Below are 19,679 nucleotides of genomic sequence, written 5' to 3' on the forward strand. Positions count from 1 at the left end.
TCCTGTTCGTAGAGGGGGTTCAGGTACAGCCAACCGGACCGGAGGTCAGGCTGCAACCGGCTCGGTGACGGGGGTGTCGGTCTTGCTGTCGAGATTCCGTTTGAGGGCGACGACAACCAGCGCGGAGATGATCGTCCCGACGAGGATCGACAGGATGAACAGATACCAGTTGGTGATCGCGAAGAGCACGAACAGACCGCCGTGCGGAGCCTGTGATCCTACTCCGAAGCCCATGATCATCGCTCCTGTGACCGCCGATCCGACGAGTGATGCCGGGATGACACGGAGAGGATCGGCTGCGGCGAACGGGATGGCGCCTTCGGAGATGAACGCTGCGCCGAGCAGCCACGCGGCCTTGCCGTTCTCGCGCTCGGCGACGGTGAACTTCCGCTTGGCGAGCAGGGTCGAGGCAAGGGCCATGGCCAGCGGCGGGACCATGCCGGCAGCCATGACGGCGGCCATGATCTGCCAGGGCGCCTGGTTGTCGATCGACCCGGTGCCCAGGCCGGCGACGGCGAAGGAGTAGGCCACCTTGTTGATCGGCCCGCCGAGGTCCACGGCCATCATGAGACCGAGGATGAGGCCGAGGCCGATCGCGGCCGTGCCGGTGAGTCCGGACAGCCAGGTGTTCAGGCCGTCGGTGACCGCGGCGATGGGTCCGCCGAGCACGAGGAACATGAGGCCGGAGGCGATGATCGACGCGACCAGCGGGATGATGACCACGGGCATGAGGCTCCGCAGCCAGCGCGGTACCGCGAGGCGCCCGATCATGAGGGCCACGTACCCGGCGAGCAGGCCGCCGACGATCCCGCCGAGGAAGCCCGCGCCCATGAAGCCGGCCACGGCTCCCGCGACGAATCCCGGGGCGATGCCCGGACGGTCCGCCAGGGCGTACGCGATGTAGCCCGCGAGGGCCGGGACCAGGAAGCCGAGCGAGAGCTGACCGATCTTGAAGGCCACCGCCCCGAGGTAGGTGGCGAGTCCGCCGTCTGGCAGGTTGGCGAGACTGTTCTCGAGCGTGATGGTGTCCGCGGTCTCGGTGATGAGGTACCCGCCGAGCAGGAAGCCGAGGGCGATCAGCAGGCCGCCACCGGCCACGAACGGGATCATGTAGCTGACACCGGTGAGCAGTGCGCGCTTGAGCGTGCTGCCGATGCCCTCGCGGCCGCCGTCGTCGTCGGTCTGCTCACCACCGGCGGTGCCGGCGACCCTGCGGGCGTTCGGGTTCTGCGCCGCGGCGAGCGCCTCCTCCACCATCACACCCGGCTCGTCGATCCCGCGCTTGACCGGGGAGCTGATCACGGGCAGCCCGGCGAAGCGCTGCTTGTCGCGGACGTCCACGTCCACGGCGAAGATCACGGCGTCCGCCGCGGCGATCACGGCGGGGTCCAGGGGAGTGGCGCCCGAGGACCCCTGGGTCTCCACCTGCAGGTCGACGCCGCGCTCGGCGGCCGCTGCCACGAGCGAATCGGCGGCCATGTAGGTGTGGGCGATGCCGGTGGGGCACGCCGTGACGGCCACCAGGCGGCGCGTCCTCGTGTCCGTGCCGCTCGGGTGCTCCACGGCCGGTCCGGTGGTGTCCGTGCCGTCGCGTGAGGTTCCGAGCGTGGCAGCGGCCTCGCCCGCCCGGGCGTCGTGCCCGGCTGCGACACCCACCGCGGTGCCGGCACCTGCGGCATGCGCCCCGGCGCCTGCCGTCGTCGGCGCTCCACCGACGCCGAGGGCCCCGTTGACGAGGTCGACGACGTCGGCCGGCGTCCGCGCCGCACGCAGCGCGGCCGTGAAGTCCTTCTTGATCAGCGAGCGGGCCAGCTTGGAGAGCAGCTTCAGGTGCTCCTGGTCGGCGCCGTCGGGGGCCGCGATGAAGAACACCAGGTCCGCGGGGCCGTCCTTCGCGCCGAAGTCCACGGCCGGTGCCAGCCGCACCATGGCGAGCGTGGCCTCCGAGACGGCCGTGGAGCGGCAGTGCGGGATGGCGATCCCGCCGGGCACGCCGGTGGCGGTCTTCTCCTCGCGGGCCAGGGCGTCGGCGTAGAGACCCTCCACCTCCGTGGAGCGTCCCTGCGCGGCGACCTGCTCCGCGAGGTGACGGATGACCGTGGAACGCTCGGTCCCGAGGTCCTTGTCCAGAGCGACGAGCTCCGGGGTGATGAGATCTGACATCAGAATTCCTCCTGTGCATCTGGCCCGGCGGTGGACCCGATGAGGTTCGGTTCGATCACGGGGAGTGTGATCAGAAGGGGTGTGACCACGACGGCGGCGGGCGTCGTCTGGTCGAGGGACGGGACGGTGGACCCGGGGAGGGAGGCTGCAGCCGACCCGTGGGCCACGGCCTGGCGCAGGCAGTTCTCCGGCAGTTCCCCTGCGCAGTGCGCCAGCAGATAGCCGGCCAGTGCGGAGTCTCCCGCGCCGACCGTGGAACGTGCCGTCACGGGTGGGTGCACGGCGTGCCAGGCCCCCGCGCTCGTGACGAGCAGAGCACCCTCGGACCCGAGGGTCGCCAGCACCGCCCCGACCCCCGCGGTGATGAGCACCGCGCAGGCCCTGGCGGCGAGTTCGTGATCCCGCTCGAGCTCGTCGCCCGTCCCGATGCCCGTCAGCTCGCTGAGCTCCTCGGCATTGGGCTTGAGCAGATCGGGTGCGGGAACACCGGCGGCGGCCTCGATCAGGGGTTCGCCCGAGGAGTCGACGGCCACGAGCGGCGCGGAGGCGCCGTGCGCCTCACGGACCGCGGCCGTAATCCTCGTGTAGAAGGTGGACGGGACGCCGGGAGGCAGCGAACCCGCGAGGATCACCCAGTCCGCGCCGCTGCTCTCGGCCACCACGGCGTCCAGGAGTGCCTCGATCTGTGCCGGTGAGAGCTCCGGCCCGGGCTCGTTGATCTTGGTGGTGGTGCCGTCCGCCTCCGTGATGGCCGTGTTGGTGCGCAGCCCCGTGCCCACGGGCACGTTCCGGAAGTCGACGGCGGCCGCGCGGAGCCCGGCCAGGACGGCGTCGTCGTCGTCCCCGGGCAGGACCGCGAGGGTCCGGATGCCGGACATGGCCAGGGCCCGGCTCACGTTCACGCCCTTGCCCCCGGTCTCCTGGACCACCGAGGTGGCGCGCTGCACGGCGCCACGGTTCAGCGGGGCGTCCAGGGTGACGGTGCGGTCCATGCTCGGATTGGCGGTGAGTGTCAGGATCACGCGACGATCACCTCCACGTCCGCGTCGGAGAGTGCGTCCGCCAGGGAACCTTCGGGTGCGCGGTCGGTGATGAGTGCATCGATGTCCTCCAGGGGTGCGAAGCTGACGAGTGATTCCTCGTGGAACTTGGACGAGTCGGTGAGCAGTACCACCCGGCGGGCGGAACGGACGATCGCGGTCTTCACCGCTGCCTCCTCGACATCCGGTGTGCTGAGGCCGAAGGGTGCTGCGACCCCGTTGGCCCCGACGAACGCGACGTCGGCGCGGAGACGGGAGAGCTGGGCCACGGTGCTGCTGCCCACGGCAGCGCTGGTGAGTGCGCGGACCCGGCCTCCCACGAGCTCCACGCTCAGGCCCGCCCCGGCGATCGAGGCGGCGATCTGGACGGAGTGGGTGACCACGGTGACCGCGTTGCGGGAATCCGCCGCCAACAGTTCGGCGAGGGAGCCCGTGGTGCTCCCGGCATCGAGGACCACGGCGCCGGTGGTGGGTACCAGCGTCAGCGCCGCCTGGGCTATGCGCTTCTTCTCCGGGGTGTGCCGGGCGGACCGGCTCGTGAGGCTCGGTTCGTCGGTGGTGGCCCCGGTGCCCCTGATGGCGCCACCGTGCACGCGGCGCAGCACGCCGTCGTTCTCGAGGAGCGCGAGGTCACGGCGGACCGTCTCCTTGGTGATGGCGAAGTGGGATGACAGACCTGCGACGGTGACGCGACCGTCCTTGCCCACCATGTCGGTGATCCGGCGATACCGCTCTTCCGCGAACATGAGGACTCCGTCGTCTTCCACCCGCAGAGCGGGCATGTGGTTTTGTCTGTGTTTGAGTGACTTTATCCCTGCTCCTGCCGGTTGGCAAGAGCCTTTGCCGGCGAAAACGAAGACAGGAGCAGATGAACGGAACGGGTAGTGGAGGGCCTGCTCGGCATCGCAGTACCCCACGAGTGAACATCGTGAGTCTTCACGAGTAGCTCATGCGTCAAAAGGAGTAGGGGCAAGTCTTTCGGCCCGAGTGGTGCGGGTGTTATCCGCTCGAATAACGAATAAACAATTGCACCGTGCACGAGAAATGTGATGTTCCTGCTCGGAACACGCGCGAGAGGGAACTGTGAGGAGGTCTACAGACGCCGACCGCGACGATGCCGCGCGGAGAGTGTCCTGAGCGCCCGGGGCCACCCCACGATCGGCGCCAGCACGGGGATCGGTGGCCTTTTCCGGTGCGGGGAGGAGGTGCCGGGAAAGATGGTGCGAATTGCCCCGGAGTCTTGCTAAGCAGGCTTAGTCCGGTGCTACGCTTGCACCCTAAGCAAGCTGATGAAGTACAGTCGGTGGTAGTTGCATCACCGTGCATCATCTTATCGGACGACCTGAAGCCCCCGGGCGGAGGGTCACGCATCACTCAAGGAGCATTCTCATGGGTTTTCTCGCTTTTCTTCTTCTCGGCCTCATCGCCGGTGCCATCGCCAAGCTGATCCTCCCCGGTCGCCAGGGCGGTGGATGGGTCATCACGCTGGTCCTCGGCGTCATCGGCGCACTGGTGGGTGGCTTCATCGGGCGGGCCCTGTTCGACTCCGACGTCGACGGCTTCTTCAGCCTGTCCTCCTGGCTCCTGGCCATCGGCGGCTCGCTGATCGTCCTCGTCATCTACGGTGCGGTCACCGGTCGCAAGGGCACCCGCGCCTGAGCACCCGCATCATCGGCTGACTCAGGGGGAGCCGGCCGCGGAAGGGCGTCACCGCACGAGCGGTGGCGCCCTTCGCTCGTCCCTGTGGATCCCCCGTGGCTCCCCTGGTGCTCCCGACGAGCAGGGTGCGAGCATTCCACCAGCGGGGCGACCACTCACCGGACCCACACCATGCATCAGCGGTTCACCCGCGGAAGGAGCACCATGCGAGGCCGAAACAAGGAGAACCCAGCCGTGAAGGCTGCCAATGACACCATCTTCAACCGCGACGGCCAGCCGAAGCCGGCCATCCTCCGCGCGATCGAGCGGGCACTCGACGTGCAGCACCCCCTGATCGTGTCCAACCTGGACCGCCTCCGGCGTCGTCATCCCGAGGCCTCGCCGGCGGAGCTGGCGCGCCTGCTGGAGCGTGACTACCTCCGGGCCACCACCGCCGCCGGTGCCGCCGTCGGTGCCACGGCAGCCGTCCCGGCGGTCGGGACCATCGCGTCCCTGGGGCTGTCCGCCGTGGCGACGGTCGGGTTCCTCGAGGCCACCGCCCTGTACACCGAGTCGATCGCCGAACTCCACGGCATCCACACCGACGACCCCGAGCGGTCACGGGCCATGGTGATGGCCATCCTCATGGGCGAGGAGGGGTCCGCGCTGGTGCGCTCCGTCCTCGGGGCGTCCGCGGGGCAGGGTGCCACCCAGCACTGGGGTCAACTGGTCAACAAGTCCGCGCCGACGTCGCTGATCAGGACGTTCACCGGGTCCATCCAGCGGCGCTTCCTCCGGAAGTTCCTCGCGCGGCAGGGCGGTTTCATGCGGGGCCGCCCCCTGCCGTTCGGCGTGGGCGCCGTGGTGGGCGGTACCGGGAACCACCTGATGGGCAAGAGCGTCGTGCGCACCACGCGTGAGGCATTCGGTCCGCTTCCCCGGACCCTTCCCGGCGAGCTGGCGAACGAACTGCAGCAGCCGGACTCCTGACCCGGGCGGCCCGGCGTCCGCCCAGCACCGCGGGCGCCGGGTCAGCCGAAGATCGCGTGGGCGACCGTGAAGATCACGAGTCCCGCGAGGGACCCCACCACGGTGCCGTTGATGCGGATGAACTGGAGGTCGCGGCCCACCTGCAGCTCGATCTTCCGGGAGGTGTCGGCCGCGTCCCAGCGGCCCACCGTCTCGGCGATGACGCCCGAGATCTCGCTCCGGTAGGTCCGCACCGCGTAGGAGGCGCCGTCGGCGATCCACCTGTTCACCTTGTCGGCGAGTTCGACGTCGCTCGTGAGCCGCGAGCCGAAGTCGCGGACCGCGGCCTTGAACTTGGTGGTCAGCTCGCTCCCGGGATCGCTGACCGCCTCGAGCAGCGCCTTCTTGATGGTGGACCAGGTGCGGGCGGTGATGTCGCGGACCCGCGGATCGTCGAGGAGCTGGCCCTTGATCTCCTCGGCCTTCGCGATGGTCTCCGGCTTGTGCTGGAGGTCCTGGGCGAGGTCACGGAGGTACTTGTCGATCGCCAGGCGGACGTCGTGCTGCTGGTCCTCCTGCACGGCGCGCACGAACTTCGAGATCTCGGCGTGCACGCGGTCACCCACCACGCCGTCCACGAGCCGCGGGACCCAGGTGGGGGAGCGCTGCGCCACCACCCGCGTGACCACGGCGTAGTTCGCGTCCACCCAGTCCGCGGCGCGGTCCACCAGCAGGTCCACGAGGCGGTGGTGGTGCCCGTCGGCGAAGACCTGCTCGGCGATGTTGCCGATCGGCGGACCCCACGGCGGGTCGAGGAGGTGCTTGCGGACCATGGACTCGATCACGCCCTGCACGGCATCGTCGTCCAGTACCGTGAACGCCCCGCGGATCAGGGCTGCCCCTTCCGCGGCGACGCGGTCGGCGCTCTCCGGCTTCTCCAGCCAGGCGCCTGCCTTCTGGGCCACACCCACCGAGTCCAGCTTGCTGCGCACCACGTCCTCGGAGAGGAAGTTCTCCTCGACGAAGTGGGCCAGGGACTCCCCGATCTGGTCCTTCTTCCGCGGGATGATCGCGGTGTGCGGGATCTTCAGGCCCATCGGGTACTTGAAGAGCGCCGTGACGGCGAACCAGTCGGCCAGCGCTCCCACCATCCCGCCCTCGGAGGCCGCACGGACGTACTGGAGCCACGGGTAGGTGTCCTGCAGGGCGAACGCCACCAGGAAGATGACGGCCATGATCACCAGCAGGCCGGTGGCCAGGGTCTTCATGCGGCGGAGGGCGGCCGCACGCTCCACATCGCTCATGGTGGTCTCGTTCACCCTCCCGAGTGTATCGACGGCGACCCTCTTCCCCGTGCGGGTCCCGGTGCGGAGGACGTACAGGCAGCCGATCGAGCGCGTTGTGGTTGAGTGGGGAAATGCAAACTCCGATCAGGGACTACGCGCTCCTGTCCGATCTCCACACCGGTGCCTTGATCTCCCGCACCGGCAGCGTGGACTGGCTGTGCTTCCCCCGCTTCGACTCCGAGTCGCTCTTCGGCGCACTGCTCGGCACCCCGGAGCACGGGCGCTGGCTCGTGGCGCCGTCGGACGCGGCGGCGGAGGTGGTGGAGCGCAGCTACATCGACTCCACCTTCGTGCTCCAGACGCACTGGCGGACGGAGCGCGGCGAGGTCCTCGTCACCGACTTCATGTCCGTCGGCGACCGCCGCGCCAACGTGATCCGCCGCGTCCAGGGGCTCACCGGCACGGTGACCGTGCGGCAGGAGCTGGAGATCCGCTTCGGCTACGGGGAGATCGTGCCCTGGGTCAGTCAGGACATGGAGGGCGAGGACCCGGTGCTGCTGGCCATCGCGGGGCCGGACGCGCTGCTCCTGCGCGGGCCCCGCCTGCACGCCTCGGACCACCGGCACGAGGGCACCTTCGAGGTGTCCGCGGGCGACGTCGTCGACCTCGAGCTGGTCTGGTACCCCTCGCACCGGGACAAGCCCGCGGCGCTCGACATCGACGAGGTCCTCGACAGCACCATCAGCTACTGGCGCGCCTGGGGTGCCAGCTCCGTGGACGACGGCGACTACTCCCACGCCGTGAAGCGCTCGCTGCTGGTGCTGCGGGCCCTCACCCACGAGGACACGGGGGGCATCGTCGCGGCCCCCACCACGTCGCTGCCCGAGCAGTTCGGGGGCGCCCGCAACTGGGACTACCGCTACTGCTGGCTCCGCGACGCCGCTCTGACGCTCGAGGCCATGATGACCCACGGATTCGCCGAGGAGGCCCTCGAGTGGCGCAACTGGTTGCTCCGGGCGGTGGCCGGTGACCCGGAGGACCTCCAGATCATGTACGGGCTCGGCGGGGAGCGGCGCCTGACCGAGCGCGAACTCGACCACCTGCCCGGGTATGCGGACTCCGTACCCGTGCGGGTGGGCAACGGGGCCGTGGACCAGTACCAGGCCGACGTCGTGGGTGAGGTGATGGTGGCACTGGAGAAGCTGCGCGGCCACGGGGTGCCCGAGGACAGCTTCTCCTGGCCGCTGCAGCGTGCGCTGCTCGGCTTCGCGGAGAACCACCTGCACGAACCGGACCACGGGATCTGGGAGATGCGCGGGAAGCTGCAGCACTTCACGCACTCCCGGGTGATGATGTGGGCGGCCTTCGACTGCGCGGTCCGTGCCGTGCGCGACCACGGGCTGGAGGGTCCGCAGGAGCACTGGACCGAGATCCGCGACGGTTTGCACGCGGAGATCATGGAGCACGGCTTCAACCGCGAGCTCGACGCCTTCACGCAGGTCTACGGCGGGACGGAGATGGACGCCTCCCTGCTGCAGCTGCCGCAGGTGGGCTTCGTGGACTACGACGACCCGCGGATGCGCAGCACGGTCAAGCGCATCGAGGACGAGCTGCTCGACGAGCAGGGCCTCCTGCTGCGCTACCGCACGCACGCCTCCGACGACGGCCTGGATCCCGGCGAGTACCCGTTCCTGGCCTGCTCCTTCTGGCTCGTGGAGCAGTACGCGCGCAGCGGGCGGCAGGAGGACGGCCGGCGGCTCATGGACCAGCTGGTCGGGTACTCGAACGAGCTCGGTCTGCTGTCCGAGGAGTACGACGCCGTGAACCACCGCATGGCCGGGAACTTCCCCCAGGCGTTCTCCCACCTGGGTCTGGTGCGTGCCGCGGATGCGCTGCAGGTGGGCCAGGGCGAGACGAGCTCGCACGAGACGATGGCCCGGGAGTAGCTCCCGGGCCATCGTGTGGTGCCGTTCGAGCGGTACTGCTCAGACGGTGAGGCCCTGTGGCTTGAGGACCACCTTGATGGTGCCGTCCGTCTTCTTCTGGAAGTTCTTGTACGCGGCCGGTGCCTCGTCGATCGCGACCTCGTGGGTCATGAGGTCCATGGTGCCCAGGGGATCGGTCGGGTCCTCCACGATCGGCAGCAGCTCGTCCGTCCACTTGCGCACGTTGCACTGGCCCATGCGGAACTGGATCTGCTTGTCGAACATGGTCATCAGCGGCATGGGGCTCGCGGTCCCGCCGTACACGCCGCTGAGGGAGATGGTGCCTCCACGCCGTACGGCGTCCACCGCCGAGTGGAGGACGGTCATGCGGTCGGTGCCGCCGGTCTCCATGACCTTCTGCGCCACCTTGTCCGGGAGGATGCCCACGGCGTTCTGCGCGAACGCGCCCACCGGTGAGCCGTGCGCCTCCATGCCGACGGCGTCCACGATCCCGTCCGGGCCGCGGCCGTCGGTCATGCTGCGCAGTTCCTCGGTGAGGTCCTTGGTGAAGTCGACGGTCTCGATGCCGTGGCGCTCGGCCATGGCGCGGCGCTCGGCGACCGGTTCGATCCCGATGACGCGGTGGCCGAGGTGCCTGCCGATCCGCGCCGCGAACTGACCCACCGGGCCGAGACCGTACACGGCGAGCACGCCGCCGTCGGGTACGTCCGCGTACTTCACGCCCTGCCAGGCGGTGGGGATGATGTCGGAGAGGTAGAGGTAGCGCTCGTCGGGGAGCTCCGAACCCACCTTGACGGGCCCGTAGTCGGCGTGCGGCACGCGCAGGTACTCGGCCTGTCCGCCCGGCACGGATCCGTAGAGCTCCGAGAAGCCGAAGAGGGAGGCGCCCGAACCTTTGCTGTGCACCTGGGTGGTCTCGCACTGCGACTGCAGACCCCGCTTGCACATGAAGCAGTGCCCGCAGGAGATGTTGAAGGGCACGACCACGCGGTCGCCCACCTTGAGGTTGGTGACGCCGGCGCCGACCGCCTCGACGATCCCCATGGGCTCGTGCCCGAGGATGTCACCCTTGTGCATGTAGGGGCCGAGCACCTCGTAGAGGTGGAGGTCCGAGCCGCAGATCGCGGTGGAGGTGATGCGGACAATGGCGTCCGTGGGCTCCTGGATCGTGGGATCGGGGACGTTCTCCACACTGATGTTGCGCTTACCCTGCCAGGTCACTGCCTTCATGGGATGCTCCTTCGAAGATAGTAAGTACGCTTTCCTTCTCCAGTGTTTCATCTTCGGAGCCCGAAAGCGAAGCAGGGCCGCCGGCTCACCTACCCTTGACGGGTGCTGCTTCCCCGTTCGCCCGCGCTGCGCATCGCCCTGTCCGTGTCGATCGCCACGGGCCTCTACGGCATCTCCTTCGGCGCGCTGTCCGTCGCCGCGGGCCTCGACGTCCTGCAGACCCTCGCCCTGAGCCTGCTCCTGTTCAGCGGCGGGTCCCAGTTCGCCTTCATCGGTGTACTGGCCGGCGGTGGCGGCGGCATCTCCGCGATGTCCGCGGCCGCCCTGCTGGGGATCCGCAACGGCGTGTACGGGATGCAGGTCAATCTCCTGCTGCGGCCGCGGGGCTGGCGGAGACTGGCGGCGGCGCACGTGACCATCGACGAGTCCGTGGCCACCGCCACCGGCCAAGGTGATCCCGCCGAGCAGCGCAGGGGCTTCTGGGGCGCCGGGCTCGGCGTGTTCGTGCTGTGGAACCTCTTCACCCTCGTGGGTGCCCTGGCCGGCGACGCCCTCGGGGATCCGGCGCGGTGGGGGCTCGACGGCGCGGCCGTCGCCGCGTTCCTCGGGCTGCTCTGGCCGCGGATCCGAGCCCGGCAGCCTGCGGCCATCGCCGTCGTCTGCGCCGTGGTCACGCTCCTCACCGTGCCGTTCGTGCCACCCGGCATCCCCATCCTCGTCGCCGCCCTGGTGGCCGGCGTCCTCGGGTTCGCCGGCTTCGGGCCGCGGACGGAGGGCCTGGAGCCCGACGTCGAGCCGTATCCCGCCGGGCCCTCCGACGGCGGGCCCCGGTCGTCCGGCTTCGGTGACCCTGCGGCGCGGCAGGGCGGCTCGGTCCGGCGCCCGGACGCCACCGAGGGGGACGCATGAGTCTCTGGGGCTGGATCCTCCTCGCGTGCGCCATCTCGATCGCCACGAAGTTCGCCGGCTTCCTGGTGCCGGCGAAGCTGCTCGACGACCCGAGGACGCTGCGGGTGGCCGGTACCCTGACCATCGGGCTGCTCGCGGCGCTGACGGCGGTGAACACCTTCGCCTCCGGGCAGGCCCTGGTGCTCGACGCCCGGCTGGCGGCCCTGGTGGCGGCCGGCGTGGCCCTCTGGTTGAAGGCGCCGTTCCTCGTGGTGGTGCTCGTCGGTGCGCTCGCGGCGGGTGTGGCCCGGTTGCTCGGCGCGGCCTGACCCTTCGGCCGGGCTCATCCCCTTCCGCCGAGGATCCTTTCACCGCAGGGGTGGTCGACCATCCCTCGCAGCGGCACCTCGGAGGGGACGAGCACGATCAGTGCGACACCGACCAAGCGGACCGCCGAACCGATGGATGGCCTTCCGCACTGTCCGGGGCCCTCGGTGAGGGCGGACGGCCCTGCAGCAGGTTCGCCACGGGACCGCCCTCGAGATCGAGTGGTTCAGCAGGCCTCCACCTGTGTCCACGTGCCGGGCGCGGTCTCCCGCAGGGACACGATGTTGAAGCGGCTGGTGCGGCCGAGGGAGTCCCGGGAACCGACGGCGTAGGCCTGGCCGAAGACATCCCTGGCACGGCCGGCATCGACATGGTCGACGGTGTCGTCCCGCACGCAGGCACCGGCCGGCGTTGTCGGTGCGGTGGTGGAGCGCCCGAGGGTGGCGGCGAACTGGGCGGCAGCCGCGACGGAACCGTTACCGGGGTAGCTCGTGTGACCGCCCGTACCGTTCTTCGGCTGGCTACCGCACACGGTGTCCGAGGTGTTGCAGTAGTCGGCCGAACGCGCGCCGTACACGGAGCTGGACGATGCGATCGTCGCCCCGCGCTGAAGCCCCGGGGGGTTGCCGAAGCCGGGACCGCCGAGCCCCGGTCGGCGAGTGCTGCTGGGATGGCCGAGCCGGTACCACCGCTGGAGGTGCGGATGCCGAGCGCCTTGTCCACGACGGTCGCTCCCTGCGAGTAGCCACCGAGCACGAAGCGGGTGTCGGGGCACGCAGCGGCGACGCTCGTGATGTGGTCGACCAGGTCGGTCGACCCGGGGCCCGCGCTGGTCTGGGAGGTGTTGGCGCTGTACACGACGGCGTAGCTGCTCACCGTGTAGCCCGAGAGCTGGTCGGTCAGTGCGGCGACGAGAGGGCGCCCCACGAAGCCGAAGCCCTGCGGCTCACCGGATCCGCGGGCGAAGGCGATGTCGATATCGGTGCAGGCGGCCTGCGCTGCCTGCGGGGTGATCACTACGGCACCGGTTGCCAGGACGGCCGTGAGGCCGAGGGTGGCGATGACGCGTCGTACGAGAGAAGTCTTCATGGAGTGTCCCGGGGGTCGGGGGCCCGGACGGGCCCGTGCGCGCTCGGCGACGCCGGCACGGGATCACCCTAGGGATGCGGACTGCCCACGCACAACACATGCGCGGCGGCGACCGGGTGAACTTCTGGGGCCGACCGGCCCGTCCGGCGGCTAGGACGTGCCGCCGACCACCGCGGCCGTGGCCTCCGCGATCGCCGCCTCCTCGTCCGTGGGCACCACGAGGACCGGGAAGGCCGAGGCCGGCGTGCTGATCACGCGCGGCTCCTTGCTGCGCCGGCCGTTCTCCCCGGCGTCGAGCTCGAGGCCCAGGGCGCCGAGCTTCTCCACCACGGCCGCACGGAAGGCCCCGGCGTTCTCGCCGATCCCCGCCGTGAACACGAGCGCCTGCGCACCACCGACGGCCACGTGGTACCCGCCGACGTACTTCGCCAGCCGGTACGCAGCCACCTCGATGGCGAGCTTCGCGCGATCGTCACCGGCTTCCGCGGCGTCCGCCACCGAGCGCATGTCATTGGTCCCGGCGAGCCCCTTGAGCCCGCTGCTGCGGTTGAGCAGGGTGTCGAGGTCCTGCTCCGAGTAGCCCTCGCGCAGCAGGAACAGCAGGATCGACGGGTCGACGTCACCGGAGCGCGTCCCCATGACCAGGCCCTCCAGCGGGGTGAAGCCCATGGACGTGTCGATGCTCTCGCCGTCGCGCACGGCCGTGACGGAGGCGCCGTTGCCGAGGTGCGCGATCACGCCGGTGAAGGTGTCCGCGCCCAGCAGCTCCGTCGCGCCGCGTGCCACGTAGGCGTGCGAGGTCCCGTGGAAGCCGTAGCGGCGGATGCCGTGCTTCCGGTACAGCTCGTCCGGCACGGCGTACCGCCAGGCACGCTCGGGCAGGGTGCGGTGGAACGCCGTGTCGAAGACGGCCACCTGCGGCAGGCCCGGCCACTTCTCGGTGATCGCCCGGATGCCGGTCACGGCGGCCGGGTTGTGGAGCGGCGCCAGCGGGTTGAGGCGCTCGATGGCGCGGGTGATCTCGTTATCGATCAGTACGGGTTCGCTGAAGCGCTCGCCCCCGTGCACCACGCGGTGCCCGACGGCGTCGATCGCGCGGTCGCCGAGGGCTTCCGCCACGTCACGGTCCACGCGGTCGAGGGCCGCTGCGTGGTCGGGGACCTCGGCCTCGCCGATTCGCTCCACGAGACCCTCCGCGAGGACGTCATCGCCCTCACGGACCTGGTACTTGAGCGAGGACGAGCCTGAGTTGATGACGAGGATGATCATGGGGTCCTGTCCGGTAGGGGAGGTCGGGGTCGGGCCGTCACGCCGGCTGCTGCGCCTGGACGGCGGTGATGGCCACCGTGTTCACGATGTCCTCCACGGTGCAACCGCGTGAGAGGTCGTTGACCGGTTTCCGGAGACCCTGCAGCACGGGGCCCACGGCCACGGCGCCCGCCGACTGCTGCACGGCCTTGTACGTGTTGTTGCCCGTGTTGAGATCCGGGAAGATGAACACGGTCGCCTGGCCCGCCACCGAGGAGCCCGGCAGCTTGGAGGCGGCGATCGAGGCGTCCGCCGCGGCGTCGTACTGGATGGGTCCCTCGACCGCGAGGTCCGGGCGGAGCTTCCGCACCAGCTCGGTGGCACGGCGTACCTCCTCCACGGCGCCGCCGGAGCCGGACTCCCCGGTGGAGTAGGAGAGCATGGCCACCCGGGGGTCCACGCCGAACTGCGTGGCCGTCTCCGCGGAGGCCACGGCGATGTCCGCGAGCTGCTCCTCGTCCGGGTCCGGGTTCACCGCGCAGTCCCCGTACACCAGCACGCGGTCCTGCAGCAGCATGAGGAACACCGAGGAGACGATCTTCACGCCGTCCTTGGTCTTCACGAACTCGAGCGCCGGCCGGATGGTGTTGGCCGTGGTGTGGGCGGCCCCGGAGACCATACCGTCCACCCGGCCCAGCTGCACCATCATGGTGCCGAAGTATGCTCCTTCGAGCATGCGCTCGCGGGCCTCGTCGAGGGAGACGTTCTTGTGGGCGCGGAGCCTCGCGTACTCCTCCGCGTACTCCTCCCGCAGCTCGGAGGCGGCCGGGTCGATCAGCGTGAGGCCGGTGAGGTCGATGCCCTGCCCGGACGCCAGTTCCCGGATCCGTGGCTCCGCACCCAGGACGGTCAGGTCGCAGACGTCGCGCCGGCGCAGGATCTCCGCGGCCTTCAGCACGCGCACGTCCTCACCCTCGGGGAGCACGATGTGCTTGCGCTCGGCACGGGCCCGCTGGATCAGCTCGTGCAGGAAGCGCAGCGGCGTCATGCTCACGGGCCGGGGGAGCTCCAGCCGCTCGAGCAGCTCGTTCTCGTCCACCTGCCGGGACCAGGCCCCGAGCGCGGAGGCGGCTTTCCGCCGCAGGCCGCTCGCGATCTCGCCGCGCACTTCGCTGACGCGGCGGGCCACGGTGTAGGTGTCGTCGTCGAGCATGAACACCGGGAACGGGGCCTGCGCGAGGAGCGCGAGGATGTTGGGATCCGGCGCCAGCCCGCCGGTGAGGAACATCCCGGAGGGGACGGGGAACTCGGCGGAGAACGACGACGCCAGGGTGGCCACGATCACGTCCGCGCGGTCACCGGGCACGATCACCAGGGAACCGTCCTGCAGCAGGTGCAGGAAGTTCCCCACGTTCATCGCCGCCACCCGGATGCTCGTGACGTCGCGCTCCAGGTTCGGGTTGCCCGCGATCTGACGGGCGCCGAGCTCCTCGGACACCTCGGACACCGTGGGCTGGGAGATCTCGGACAGCTCCGGGATCACGTACACGGGCCGGCCGGAGCGCCCGGGGCGCACGTGCCCGCTGATCGCGGTCACGGCGTCCTCCGCCGCGCGATTGACCATCATGGCCAGCAGCGACACCTTGGCGGCGTCGAGCTCACGGCGGGCCACGTCCACGGCGTCGGCCACCTCGGCCTCGGACATGTTCTTGCCGCTGACCACCGCGAGCACCATGGCGCCCAGGTTGTTGGCGAGGCGCGCGTTGAGATCGAACTCGACGGCGGCGTCGTTCCCGGAGAGATCCGTGCCCTCCACGATCACGACGTCGCACTCCGCGGCGATCTCGCTGTAGATGGCGACGCAGCGCGAATCGATCTCCACGCGGTCCCCGGCCACCAGCAGCGCGCGGGCCTCAGCGCGGGTCAGGCCGCCGCGGGCCCGGCTCTCCGGGAGGTCGAAGGACCGCTGCATGAGCCCCACCATGGGGTCGGCCGCGGGATCGTCACCCTCCACGATGGGCCGGAAGAAGCCCACCTTGTCCGCGTGCCGGTGCAGCATGTCCGCCAGACCGAGGGAGATCAGGGACTTGCCGGAGCCGGTGGTCATGGCGCTCACATATATTCCGCGGGTCATGGGGCCAAGTCTTCCAGGCTGCTCCGCCGCCCGCCATAACGGGTGTCACGTGGGCTGGGTGGTTTTCCTGTGCGTCGAGAGGGCACACATGACCGTGCTCGGGGTCCGAGCGTAGTTCCTTCTGTCCTTTCGGCGAGGACGAGGCGCGAGAGGCCTTGACCGTGGTCCGCACCCGCCCTAAAGTACAACCACATGGTTGTGAATCAGCAGAGCGAGGACGACGTCGACCGCTTGTTCCGGGCGCTCGCCGATGCGACGCGACGCGACATCGTGACGCGCGTCCTCGTCGCCGAGTTCTCGGTGTCGGGCCTCGCCGAGCACTACGCCATGAGTTTCGCCGCCGTGCAGAAGCATGTGGCCGTCCTCGAACGGGCGCACCTCGTCACGAAGGAGAAACGCGGGCGGGAGCAGATCGTGCGAGGTCGGGTCGACGGCGTGCAGCGGGCCCGCCGGCTGCTCGACGACTACGAAGGGATCTGGCGGCGACGCGTCGATCGGATCGGGGACATCCTGGCGGAGGGCGCCGGCGATGACGACTAGGGAGGAATCATCATGACGGTCATCAGTTCGGAGAAGGACGCCGAGGCACTGCACTTCAGGCTCGTTGCGGAGTTCGACGCCGGTGTGGAGCGTGTCTGGCGGATCTGGGTGGACCGGACGCAGCTCCAGCGGTGGTGGGGGCCGCCCATGTGGCCGGCGACCTTCGAGACCTACGAGTTCGAGGAGGGCGGCCGGGCCGCCTACTTCATGACCGGGCCCGACGGCGAGAAGGCGCGGGGCTGGTGGCGGATCACCGCCGTCGTACCTCCTCGCCTGCTGACCTTCGTGGACGGATTCGCGGACGAGCACGGTGACCCGGTCCCGGACATGGGGGAGACGACGGCCACCGTGACGCTCGAGGACGTCGGCGGACGCACGCGCATGACCATGACGACGTCGTTCCGGTCCCTCGAGCAGCTCGAGCAGATGGTGGAGATGGGCATGGAGGAGGGTGTCCGCGCGGCGCTGGGCCAGGTGGACGCGCTCCTGGCCGAGGACGCCTCCGCCTGAGGCCCGCCCTCGTTGCCGCCGAGCCCCGTCGAGAGGGCACAAAATACTGTTGGGGACCGGTTCGAGTGGTCATAGGTGTCCTCTCGGTCCGGACGGTCCGTGGGGGAAGCGGACGACGGCGAAAGTAGCCGGGACGAGGCGGTCGAGAGGGCACAAAATACTGTTGGGGACCGGTTCGAGTGGTCATAGGTGTCCTTTCGGCCGGAACGCCCGCGGCGAGAAGGGGAGCCACAGCATGATCCGCGGGAGACCGGAGCGTTCCGGCCGAAGAACGCCGGGAACACGAAAGCGCCGCCGCTCCCGGTAAGGGGAACGACGGCGCTTCTCGCATGCGCGTCAGGCCGTGGCGGCCTTCGGTGCGCGGTTCGGCAGGGCCAGCTTGAAGATCTTGGCCCAGGTGGAGCCGACCTGCTTGGGCAGCGGCCCCGTGGTGTAGGGGAGCTTGTAGCGCGAGGTGATCTCGCGGACCTTCACGGCCACCTCGGCGTACCGGTTCGAGGGCAGGTCCGGGAAGCAGTGGTGCTCGATCTGGTGGGACAGGTTACCGGTCATCAGGTGCATCAGCCTGGACCCGGAGATGTTGGCGGAGCCGATCATCTGGCGCACGTACCAGTCACCACGGGTCTCGCCGTCCACCTCCTCCTCGGTGAAGGTGTCCGTGCCGTCGGGGAAGTGGCCGCAGAAGATCACGGCGTGCGCCCAGAAGTTCCGGATGGCGTTGGCGGCCAGCGTGCCGTAGAGGGCCTGCTTGCCGGAGCCGGTGAGCATGGCGACGGCGGGGGTGGCGGCGTAGTCCTTGGAGAACTGGGTGAGCACCTTCTTACCCATGGCCTTGAGGTCGCGGTGCATGGCCTCCTTGGACTTCAGGCCCTCCTTGTACTCGAGGATCTCGAGGTCGTAGACCGCGATGCCCCACTCGAAGACCGGCGCCAGGAGCGCGTTGTAGAGGGGGTTGCCGAGGTTGAACGGCTTCCACGGCTGGTCCGGGTCCATGCGCAGCAGGTTGTACCCGATGTCCTTGTCCTTGCCGATGACGTTGGTCCACCGGTGGTGCAGGTCGTTATGGGTGTGCTGCCAGGAGCGTGCCGGCGTCACGAAGTCCCACTCCCAGGTGGTGGAGTGGATGTCCGGGTCCCGCATCCAGTCCCACTGGCCGTGGAGGACGTTGTGGCCGATCTCCATGTTCTCGAGGATCTTGGCCACGCTCAGCATCGCCGTGCCCGCGAACCAGGCCGGCTTGTACTTGCTGAACATGAGGGCTCCGCGGCCGGCGAACTCGAGGCTGCGCTGCACCTTGATCACCCGGCGGATGTAGGCGGCGTCGGTGGCTCCGCGCTTGGCGAGGACCTCGTCGCGGACGGCGTCGAGCTCACGGCCGAGCTCCTCGACCTGCGCGTCCGTGAGGTGCTTCGCGGCATCGGGGCGGACCAGGGGGTGGCCGGAGGCGGCAAGGGCGCCCGGGCGGGTCAGCGTGGTGGTCATGGGGACTCCTCTGGTGGGGGTTCTAGAGATCGAGGTTCACGGGTCCGGCGGCTGCCGAGACACAGGTCTGGATGAGCTGTCCGGGCTCGTTGTGTACTTCGCCGGTCCGCAGGTCGCGGACGGCTCCGGCCCGCAGCGGGATCAGGCAGCTGTGGCAGATACCCATGCGGCACCCGCTCGGCATGAGCACCCCGGCGTCCTCGCCGACGTCGAGCAGGGGCGTGGCGCCGTCGGCCTGGACCTCGCGGTCCGACTGCTCGAACGTGACCAGTCCGCCGTCGTGCCCCGCACCGGCGGTGAGATCGGTGCTGAAGCGCTCGATCGTGAGGGTGCTGCCACCCGACGGCCGGGTGGCAGCGCCTTCGCCCCCGATCGGGACTGCCCGCGCGGTCTCCAGCGCGGCTTCTCGGTTCCAGAGGTCCTCGGCGTCGTCGAGGAAGCTCTCGGGGCCACAGGCGTACGCGGCGCGGTCGCGCCAGTCCGGGCAGAGATCGGCGATGGCCTTGGCGGTGAAGTCCAGCCTGCCGCGCACGCTCGTGAACCAGTGCCGCACCGTGAGGTTGGGGAACTGGTCGGCGAGTTCGTCCAGTTCCTCGCGGAACACGCTGCGCTCCGGGGTGCTGTTGGAGTTGATGAGCACTACGTCGGCATCGGGTCGGCGCGGGATCAGCGTGCGGATCATGGACATCACGGGGGTGATGCCGCTGCCGGCGGTGAGCATGAGCAGGGAGCGCGGGTGCTCGGGGAGCACGAAGTCGCCCTGCGGCGGTGCCAGGAAGAGGATGTCACCGGGCTTGGTGTCGCGGACCAGCACGTGGGACACGGAGCCGGCGTCCTTGACGGTGATGGCCGGTTCGGAGTCGGCGGCGTTGCTGAGCGAGTAGGAGCGCCACTGGCGGACGCCGTCCAGTTCGACGCCGATGCGCGCCCACTGGCCCGCCTGGTGGGCGTGCCAGCCGGAGCCGGGCCGGAAGTAGATGGTGGCGGAGTCCTCGGTCTCGTGCACCACGCGGGTCACGACACCGCGGAGCTGGCGCGAGGAGTACACCGGGTTGAAGAGTGAGAGGAAGTCCTCCGGCGTGAGGGGGGTGGTGAGCGCGGATGCTGCACGCGCCAGCTTCTTGAACCGGATCATCATGACAACGATATAGTCTCTCCCGATAATATTCTTCATGCACCGCATACAGTT

General features: G+C 69.8%; 17 protein-coding genes and 1 pseudogene. 7 read left to right on the forward strand and 11 right to left on the reverse strand.

The window, feature by feature from the left end; translation table 11 throughout:
- Positions 1-45 precede the first annotated feature (45 nt).
- The 3 genes from AC792_RS13870 to AC792_RS13880 are packed head-to-tail and all read right to left on the reverse strand — an operon-like array spanning position 46 to position 3,949.
- Positions 46-2,163 (reverse strand): PTS fructose transporter subunit IIABC, encoded by a 2,118-nt coding sequence (locus tag AC792_RS13870; RefSeq protein WP_049831093.1) that lies wholly within the window; start codon positions 2,161-2,163, stop codon positions 46-48.
- Positions 2,163-3,185 carry a 1-phosphofructokinase family hexose kinase gene (locus tag AC792_RS13875; RefSeq protein ID WP_082177761.1) on the reverse strand — a complete coding sequence of 341 codons (1,023 nt, stop codon included), beginning with the start codon at positions 3,183-3,185 and terminating at the stop codon, positions 2,163-2,165. The genes AC792_RS13870 and AC792_RS13875 overlap by 1 nt, the downstream gene beginning before the upstream one ends.
- Positions 3,182-3,949 carry a DeoR/GlpR family DNA-binding transcription regulator gene (locus AC792_RS13880; RefSeq protein WP_049831094.1) on the reverse strand — a complete coding sequence of 256 codons (768 nt, stop codon included), beginning with the start codon at positions 3,947-3,949 and terminating at the stop codon, positions 3,182-3,184. The genes AC792_RS13875 and AC792_RS13880 overlap by 4 nt, the downstream gene beginning before the upstream one ends.
- A gap of 643 nt (positions 3,950-4,592) precedes the next feature.
- Here AC792_RS13880 and AC792_RS13885 point away from each other — a divergent pair.
- Both AC792_RS13885 and AC792_RS13890 read left to right on the forward strand, forming a co-directional pair.
- Complete coding sequence (locus AC792_RS13885; RefSeq protein ID WP_049831095.1) at positions 4,593-4,862, forward strand: GlsB/YeaQ/YmgE family stress response membrane protein; 270 nt, start codon at positions 4,593-4,595, stop codon at positions 4,860-4,862.
- 234 nt (positions 4,863-5,096) lie between these two features.
- Positions 5,097-5,831 (forward strand): hypothetical protein, encoded by a 735-nt coding sequence (locus AC792_RS13890; protein WP_235436776.1) that lies wholly within the window; start codon positions 5,097-5,099, stop codon positions 5,829-5,831.
- Positions 5,832-5,872: 41 nt separating this feature from the next.
- Here the strand turns inward: AC792_RS13890 and AC792_RS13895 are convergent, their stop codons facing one another.
- Positions 5,873-7,114, reverse strand: a complete 1,242-nt coding sequence (locus AC792_RS13895; RefSeq protein WP_049831116.1) for a DUF445 domain-containing protein — start codon at positions 7,112-7,114, stop codon at positions 5,873-5,875.
- Positions 7,115-7,209: 95 nt separating this feature from the next.
- Here AC792_RS13895 and AC792_RS13900 point away from each other — a divergent pair, with 95 nt between their 5' ends.
- Positions 7,210-9,042, forward strand: coding sequence for a glycoside hydrolase family 15 protein (locus AC792_RS13900; protein ID WP_268753387.1), 1,833 nt, complete (start codon positions 7,210-7,212; stop codon positions 9,040-9,042).
- 39 nt (positions 9,043-9,081) lie between these two features.
- On the opposite strand, the gene AC792_RS13905 is transcribed toward AC792_RS13900, so the two are convergent.
- Positions 9,082-10,272, reverse strand: a complete 1,191-nt coding sequence (locus AC792_RS13905; protein ID WP_049831098.1) for a zinc-dependent alcohol dehydrogenase — start codon at positions 10,270-10,272, stop codon at positions 9,082-9,084.
- Positions 10,273-10,374: 102 nt separating this feature from the next.
- Here AC792_RS13905 and AC792_RS13910 point away from each other — a divergent pair, with 102 nt between their 5' ends.
- Both AC792_RS13910 and AC792_RS13915 read left to right on the forward strand, forming a co-directional pair.
- The gene (locus AC792_RS13910; RefSeq protein ID WP_082177762.1) at positions 10,375-11,181 is read left to right on the forward strand and encodes an AzlC family ABC transporter permease; all 807 of its coding nucleotides are present in this window, start codon (positions 10,375-10,377) and stop codon (positions 11,179-11,181) included.
- Positions 11,178-11,489, forward strand: coding sequence for an AzlD domain-containing protein (locus AC792_RS13915; protein WP_049831099.1), 312 nt, complete (start codon positions 11,178-11,180; stop codon positions 11,487-11,489). The genes AC792_RS13910 and AC792_RS13915 overlap by 4 nt, the downstream gene beginning before the upstream one ends.
- Positions 11,490-11,713: 224 nt before the next feature.
- On the opposite strand, the gene AC792_RS17820 is transcribed toward AC792_RS13915, so the two are convergent.
- From AC792_RS17820 to pta, 4 genes and pseudogenes are all read right to left on the reverse strand, one after another.
- Complete coding sequence (locus AC792_RS17820) at positions 11,714-12,064, reverse strand: hypothetical protein (RefSeq protein ID WP_049831100.1); 351 nt, start codon at positions 12,062-12,064, stop codon at positions 11,714-11,716.
- Positions 12,065-12,153: 89 nt separating this feature from the next.
- A pseudogene (locus tag AC792_RS18235) lies at positions 12,154-12,576 on the reverse strand (cutinase family protein); the annotation flags it as partial.
- 150 nt (positions 12,577-12,726) lie between these two features.
- Positions 12,727-13,845: an acetate/propionate family kinase gene (locus tag AC792_RS13925; protein ID WP_049831101.1), complete on the reverse strand. Its 1,119-nt coding sequence runs from the start codon at positions 13,843-13,845 to the stop codon at positions 12,727-12,729.
- A 37-nt stretch (positions 13,846-13,882) separates the two neighbouring features.
- Positions 13,883-15,958 (reverse strand): phosphate acetyltransferase, encoded by a 2,076-nt coding sequence (gene pta / locus AC792_RS13930; RefSeq protein WP_049831102.1) that lies wholly within the window; start codon positions 15,956-15,958, stop codon positions 13,883-13,885.
- 192 nt (positions 15,959-16,150) lie between these two features.
- Between pta and AC792_RS13935 the strand changes: the two genes are divergently transcribed.
- Positions 16,151-16,498, forward strand: a complete 348-nt coding sequence (locus AC792_RS13935; RefSeq protein ID WP_049831103.1) for an ArsR/SmtB family transcription factor — start codon at positions 16,151-16,153, stop codon at positions 16,496-16,498.
- Between the two features lie 12 nt (positions 16,499-16,510).
- Positions 16,511-17,008: an SRPBCC family protein gene (locus AC792_RS13940; RefSeq protein WP_049831104.1), complete on the forward strand. Its 498-nt coding sequence runs from the start codon at positions 16,511-16,513 to the stop codon at positions 17,006-17,008.
- A gap of 336 nt (positions 17,009-17,344) precedes the next feature.
- Here AC792_RS13940 and AC792_RS13945 read toward each other — a convergent pair whose 3' ends face one another.
- Entirely contained in the window at positions 17,345-18,490 is a 1,146-nt protein-coding gene (locus AC792_RS13945) for a fatty acid desaturase family protein (RefSeq protein WP_049831105.1), read from the reverse strand.
- Between the two features lie 22 nt (positions 18,491-18,512).
- On the reverse strand, positions 18,513-19,625 hold the full coding sequence (locus AC792_RS13950; RefSeq protein ID WP_049831117.1) for a ferredoxin reductase: 1,113 nt from the start codon (positions 19,623-19,625) through the stop codon (positions 18,513-18,515).
- Positions 19,626-19,679: the final 54 nt, after the last annotated feature.

Source organism: Arthrobacter sp. RIT-PI-e, assembly GCF_001187915.1.
Lineage (GTDB): Bacteria > Actinomycetota > Actinomycetes > Actinomycetales > Micrococcaceae > Arthrobacter_D.

Bases quoted from the DNA above. Each gene is read 5' to 3' on its own strand.
- AC792_RS13935 (WP_049831103.1), top strand. From the start codon at position 16,151: ATGGTTGTGAATCAGCAGAGCGAGGACGACGTCGACCGCTTGTTCCGG.
- AC792_RS13915 (WP_049831099.1), top strand. From the start codon at position 11,178: ATGAGTCTCTGGGGCTGGATCCTCCTCGCGTGCGCCATCTCGATCGCC.
- AC792_RS13895 (WP_049831116.1), bottom strand. From the start codon at position 7,114: ATGAGCGATGTGGAGCGTGCGGCCGCCCTCCGCCGCATGAAGACCCTG.
- AC792_RS13905 (WP_049831098.1), bottom strand. From the start codon at position 10,272: ATGAAGGCAGTGACCTGGCAGGGTAAGCGCAACATCAGTGTGGAGAAC.
- AC792_RS13925 (WP_049831101.1), bottom strand. From the start codon at position 13,845: ATGATCATCCTCGTCATCAACTCAGGCTCGTCCTCGCTCAAGTACCAG.
- AC792_RS13870 (WP_049831093.1), bottom strand. From the start codon at position 2,163: ATGTCAGATCTCATCACCCCGGAGCTCGTCGCTCTGGACAAGGACCTC.
- AC792_RS13885 (WP_049831095.1), top strand. From the start codon at position 4,593: ATGGGTTTTCTCGCTTTTCTTCTTCTCGGCCTCATCGCCGGTGCCATC.
- pta (WP_049831102.1), bottom strand. From the start codon at position 15,958: ATGACCCGCGGAATATATGTGAGCGCCATGACCACCGGCTCCGGCAAG.
- AC792_RS13940 (WP_049831104.1), top strand. From the start codon at position 16,511: ATGACGGTCATCAGTTCGGAGAAGGACGCCGAGGCACTGCACTTCAGG.
- AC792_RS13950 (WP_049831117.1), bottom strand. From the start codon at position 19,625: ATGATCCGGTTCAAGAAGCTGGCGCGTGCAGCATCCGCGCTCACCACC.
- AC792_RS13880 (WP_049831094.1), bottom strand. From the start codon at position 3,949: ATGTTCGCGGAAGAGCGGTATCGCCGGATCACCGACATGGTGGGCAAG.
- AC792_RS13945 (WP_049831105.1), bottom strand. From the start codon at position 18,490: ATGACCACCACGCTGACCCGCCCGGGCGCCCTTGCCGCCTCCGGCCAC.